The organism is Fulvivirga aurantia (genome assembly GCF_009711475.1).
Taxonomy (GTDB): domain Bacteria; phylum Bacteroidota; class Bacteroidia; order Cytophagales; family Cyclobacteriaceae; genus Fulvivirga; species Fulvivirga aurantia.
On sequence record NZ_SMMD01000682.1, the window covers coordinates 1 to 5,606 of the forward strand.

The 5,606-nt window shown below is 38.5% G+C and carries 5 protein-coding genes; all 5 read left to right on the top strand.

What is annotated here, in order from left to right; all coding sequences use genetic code 11:
* Window positions 1–1,006 (top strand): vWA domain-containing protein (locus tag E1176_RS07260; RefSeq protein ID WP_343030514.1); only part of this gene is annotated, 1,006 nt, incomplete at its 5' end.
* Window positions 1,003–1,899, top strand: a complete 897-nt coding sequence (locus tag E1176_RS07265) for a tetratricopeptide repeat protein (protein WP_155209942.1) — start codon at window positions 1,003–1,005, stop codon at window positions 1,897–1,899. The genes E1176_RS07260 and E1176_RS07265, both read left to right, overlap by 4 nt.
* A 104-nt stretch (window positions 1,900–2,003) precedes the next feature.
* Window positions 2,004–3,182, top strand: coding sequence for an acetyl-CoA C-acyltransferase (locus tag E1176_RS07270; protein ID WP_155209943.1), 1,179 nt, complete (start codon window positions 2,004–2,006; stop codon window positions 3,180–3,182).
* A 101-nt stretch (window positions 3,183–3,283) separates the two neighbouring features.
* On the top strand, window positions 3,284–4,621 hold the full coding sequence (locus tag E1176_RS07275; RefSeq protein WP_155209944.1) for a toxin-antitoxin system YwqK family antitoxin: 1,338 nt from the start codon (window positions 3,284–3,286) through the stop codon (window positions 4,619–4,621).
* A gap of 69 nt (window positions 4,622–4,690) precedes the next feature.
* Window positions 4,691–5,606 (top strand): phosphoribosylaminoimidazolesuccinocarboxamide synthase (locus E1176_RS07280; protein ID WP_155209945.1); only part of this gene is annotated, 916 nt, incomplete at its 3' end.

The window sequence follows — 5,606 nt, forward strand, 5'->3', positions numbered from 1 at the left end:
CTTTTTTATATTTGTTGTCGTTGAAACTTATTTTTTTATGAATTGGCTATACGGACTTAGCTCTTTTGAAATAACACTCTCAATAATTTTTGTAGTTCTTTATCTATCCTACATCTACAGGGTATATAGCATTGCTAAAAAATTAAAAACGCCATTTAGTAAAGTACTGATAAAGGTCGTGCCTCGCTCTCTTTTCTTCCTTCTACTTTTAGTGGCTATAATGGGTCCCAGCTTTGGCGAATCTAAAAGAGAAGTAAAATCCAAAGGAAAGGATGTCTTCCTGTTGGTTGACTTAAGCCAGTCAATGAATGCCAATGACATCCAACCCTCGAGGTTAGAGAAAGTAAAATTTGAATTAAAGAATATTACAGAAGCTTTCAGCTCAGACCGATTAGGATTGATTATTTTTTCCTCTGAGGCATTTATGCAATGCCCCTTAACATATGACCAAAACGCTATTAATCTATTTATAGAATCTCTCAATACAGGCCTGGTTCCAAATGCAGGTACTGACTTCGGCCCTCCTCTCCGCATGGCTTTAGATAAACTAAACGATGATGCCTCATCACTGGCGCGGCAAAAATCTAAAATAATCGTATTGATAAGTGACGGGGAAGATTTTGGAGAAAACACAAGTGAAATTATTCAGGAAGTTGAAGAGCAGGACATCAAACTTTTTACTCTCGGTGTCGGTACTGATAGAGGAAGTAAAATTGCCACCCAAAATGGTTATAAAAGAGATAAGCAAGGCAATGAAGTAATTACTCGTCTCGAAAGCTCCTCATTAAAAAAACTAGCTTCTGAGACTGATGGCAAATACTTTGAAATAAACGGAACCAATAATGATGTTGAGCGATTAATAAATACAATAGATAAAATTGAGGGTGAGGTAAGGGATTCCCGACAAATTGATGTGTCTGCAAATCGCTATTACTATTTTCTCATTATAGCTATTGCACTATTTGCGTTTGATGTTTTAACAAGCTTTAGAACAATTAAAATATGAAATACCTACTTGTAATTTTACTAGCGATCAATCCTATTACCGATTTAGACAAGATCGCAAAAGTGAATGACCTCAAAAAGAAGGCTAAAACTGCTTACACAGAAGGGAATTACGAGGAAGCAATAAATCATTATACCTATTTGTTAGATTCTATAAAAGTTGAGGATGACAACATTACACTCAATCTGGCTAATGCCTATTATCAGTTAAAAGACAGTGCCAATGCTGTAAACAATTATGAGTCACTTTTAGACTCTAAAGACCGTATTGTTAAGTCGGTCTCTCACCAGCAGCTGGGCATAATGGCGAACAGAGCCAAGAAGTTTGAAGAGGCACTAGATCATTTCAAAAATGCTATCAGATCAAATCCTAAAAATGATGAAGCTCGTTACAATTACGAAATGCTCAAAAAAATGCTAGATGAGCAAAAGAAAAACGAGGAGCAAAATAAAGACCAGAATCAGGATCAGAAAAAAGACGATCAAAAGAAGGACCAACAGAATCAGGATAAGGAAAATCAGGATCAACAGAACAAAGATCAGCAACAACAAAACGAGCAACAAGACAAGGAAGGCCAGGAAAAAGAAGATCAGAATAAGGAAGGCCAGGAACAGGAGCAAAAAGACAAACAACAGCAACAGCAAAAAGAGGGAGAAGAAGGTGAAGAGGAGAAAAAAGAACAACCTAAACCTCAGGAGGGCGAAGAGAGTGATGAGAAAAAAGGAGATCAGGAGCAGATGGAGTCTTTGTCAGAGAAGCTTAAAGAAATGAAGATCTCTGAAGAAAAGGCTAAAATGATTCTTGAAGCTCTTAAAAACAACGAAATCCAATACATACAGCAAGATGTAAAAAAGGCGACCAAGAGAAAGGATCCTAATAAGCCGGATTGGTAGCAACAAAGCGTAAAGTGAGCTCAGTTTTCTGTCATAAATTGGCTAGTTTTGCAGCTCAATCGTTTGAAATCAAGTTTTGATAATCATAAATCCATAACATACATATGAAAGAAGTATATATTGTATCCGCAGTAAGAACTCCAATAGGAAGCTTCGGAGGAAGTCTTGCCAATATTCCTGCTACTAAATTAGGTTCAATAGCCGTAAAAGGCGCGCTGGAAAAAGCTGGTGTAGACCCTAAAGAAGTAAATGAAGTATTTTTAGGGAACGTGGTTTCTTCCGGACTTGGTCAGGCTCCTGCCAGACAAGCGGCTATAGGCGCAGGTATCGGAAGCAATGTGCCATGCACAACGGTAAACAAGGTTTGTTCTTCTGGAATGAAGACTGTAATGCTTGGAGCTCAGTCTATTATGCTTGGCGCTAATGATGTTGTAGTTACAGGTGGATTTGAAAATATGTCGGCCGTGCCTTATTACCTACCAAATGCAAGATTTGGGCAGAAGTATGGTCATGGTAAAATGATTGATGGCCTAATGCACGATGGCTTATGGGAAGTTTACAATGGTTTCCCAATGGGTAATTGTGCTGATAATACTGCTACTGAAATGGGAATCACACGAGAGCAGCAAGATGAGTACGCTATCAACTCATACAAAAGAAGCGCGGCATCATGGGAGGCTGGTAGATTTTCTGATGAGATAGTGCCGGTTGAAATCCCTCAAAGAAAAGGTGATCCTATCATGTTTGCTGAAGATGAAGAGTACAAAAATGTGAAATTCGACAAGATACCTTCTCTTAGACCTGTTTTCTCAAAAGAAGGTACAGTTACTGCTGCCAATGCCTCAACTATAAATGACGGTGCTTCTTCAATCATACTTATGAGTGAAGAGAAAGTAAGAGAATTAGGCGTAACACCAATTGCTAAGATCAGAGGCTTTGCCGATGCGGCTCAAGACCCTATCTGGTTTACAACCTCTCCTTCCTTGGCTATTCCAAAAGCAATGAAGGTTGCAGGAGTAGAGAAAGGTGATGTCGATTTTTATGAGATCAACGAAGCATTTTCTGCTGTGGCACTGGCCAACAACATGAAACTTGAATTAGATGCAGACAAAGTAAATGTAAATGGTGGCGCAGTATCTCTTGGCCATCCTCTTGGAGCATCTGGCGCAAGAATTATAGCTACGCTCAACAGCGTGCTCAAGCAAAATAATGCATCTATCGGTGTGGCCGGTATCTGCAATGGCGGTGGTGGAGCTTCTGCCATCGTGATAGAGCGCGTATAAATTTAATTTTATGAAATAATAGAAATAGCCTCACGTTAATCTCGTGGGGCTTTTTTATTGTATATCATCGTCCTTTTTTGAGTAAACATGTATTTTTGCTTATGCTAAAATCAATCTTCACTATAATCCTGGCTTTCTCTTTATGTACAGCGCTTGCCCAACGAGAGATGAGGTCATATTACGATCAGAATGCTGAAATCTTAAAGGAGATATATTATGTAAGCCCTGATGACCCAAACATGATCATTGGCGATTACAAAAAATTTCACCCAAATGGAGAAATAGCTACCACCGGCCAGTTTAAAGAAGGCTACAAGGACGGCACCTTCAAAGAGTTTTACATCAATGGCCAATTACAAAGAGTAATGACTTATGATGACGGTGTGAAAAAAAGTGATGTACGTATCTATAATGATAAGGGCATAACTGTTCAGAAAGCTAAATTCAAAAATGGTGAGTTATCTGATAGCCTTTTTATTTACTATAATGATGGATCACTACGAAGCGAAGGATTCTTCGAAAATGGAAAGCCTGAAGGTTTACTTGTAGAATATTATCCAAATGGCAGGCTTAAACGTGAAATCACCTATGCAGATGGGCAACAAACCGGAATTACAAAAACCTATTATGAGAATGGGCAACTCTGGACCGAAGGCAATTATAAAAATGGTATTGTAAACGGATACTACAACACCTATCACGCAAACGGACAGTTAGACACAAGCTCAAAAATGGACAATGGGTCTAAGACAGGTGAATTTAAAAATTATGATAGTGAAGGAAATCTTCTGCTTGTTGGAGAGTACCAAAACGGCCTATTAAATGGTAAAAACATAGCATACTATGCTGATGGTTCTGTTAAACATGAATTTACCTACGCCAACGGCAAGCTAACGGGTACAAACAAAGACTATTATAGAGACGGATCGCTTAAGGAGCTCATTGAAGTAAAGACGGTGAAAGAAAAAAGGCAGCAAACCAACTCCAAATACGATAGCTTAGGAAACATCACAATCAAGGAAGTATACCTCAACGATCTTCCTCACAATTCCTGGACTTACTACTATTCTGATGGAACCACTAAAAAAACCATACCGTATGAAAATGGTAAGATAAATGGACTGACTGTATCATACTATGACAATGGCCAGGTAGCATCAGAGGAGCCATTTAAATTTGATGCGAAATATGGAGTACAAAAAGAGTATTATAGAAATGGACAATTAAAAACGGAAACCGCCTTTCATAATGACAAAAAACATGGCATCTATAAAGAATATTACGAAAATGGCATACTAAAACTAAGCGGAGAGTATGTGGGCAATCGTAAAGTCAAAGAATGGAGACATTTTGACGAAAATGGTGAAGCCACTACCGTTGACTTTTATCAAAACAATAAATTACTAAAAACCGAACCGGCTGAAGATACAGCTAACTAAATCGACCGCTTATAATATTTAGCACAATTGATGCTCATAATCTTTGATGTGTAACTATTTTTACCAGCCATGGACGCAATAAAAGAAACCAACTTCTCATTTCAAGGACAGTCAGATTTTTACAGAGGAAAAGTACGGGACATCTACTTTTTTGATGATAAAATGGCAATGGTTGCCTCTGACAGAATCAGTGCTTTTGATGTAATTCTACCAAGAGCCATACCTTTTAAAGGTCAAGTGCTCAATCAGATAGCTACCAAAAACTTATTAGCCACAAAAGACATTTGCCCCAATTGGCTTTTAGACACTCCAGATCCTAATGTAGCCATCGGGATGAAGTGCGAAACTTACCCTGTTGAAATGGTAATCAGAGGTTATCTGGCCGGCCACGCCTGGAGAGAATATCGAGATGGTAAGCGAGAGGTTTGCGGTGTTGCGCTGCCTGAAGGATTGAAAGAAAACGATAAATTACCGAAGCCAATTATAACCCCTACCACCAAGGCTCATGAGGGGCATGACGAAGATATTTCAAGAGAAGAAATTATCAAACAGGGTTTGGTTGCAGAGTCTGATTACGAACAATTAGAGAATCTCACAAGGCAATTATTTGACAGAGGTACTGAGATTGCAGCCAAGCAGGGACTAATATTAGTTGATACCAAATATGAATTCGGTCATATTAATGGAGAGATTTACCTTATAGATGAAATCCATACACCAGACTCGAGCAGGTATTTTTATAAAGATGGATTTGTATCACGTCAGTTAGCCGGTGAGCAACAAAAGCAACTTTCTAAGGAGTTTGTAAGACAGTGGCTGATAAGCGAAGGATTCCAGGGAAAAGACGGCCAAAAGATACCTGAAATGACAGATGATGTTGTAAAATCAATTTCTGATAGGTATCTTGAACTTTACGAAAAATTTGTTGGAGAGCCTCTGCAACAACAGGACTACTCCAACGTAAATGAAAGAATAGAAAATAGCA

Excerpts from the sequence above, each read along its gene's own strand:
- E1176_RS07270 (WP_155209943.1), top strand. The coding sequence starts at position 2,004 with ATGAAAGAAGTATATATTGTATCCGCAGTAAGAACTCCAATAGGAAGC.
- E1176_RS07275 (WP_155209944.1), top strand. The coding sequence starts at position 3,284 with ATGCTAAAATCAATCTTCACTATAATCCTGGCTTTCTCTTTATGTACA.
- E1176_RS07265 (WP_155209942.1), top strand. The coding sequence starts at position 1,003 with ATGAAATACCTACTTGTAATTTTACTAGCGATCAATCCTATTACCGAT.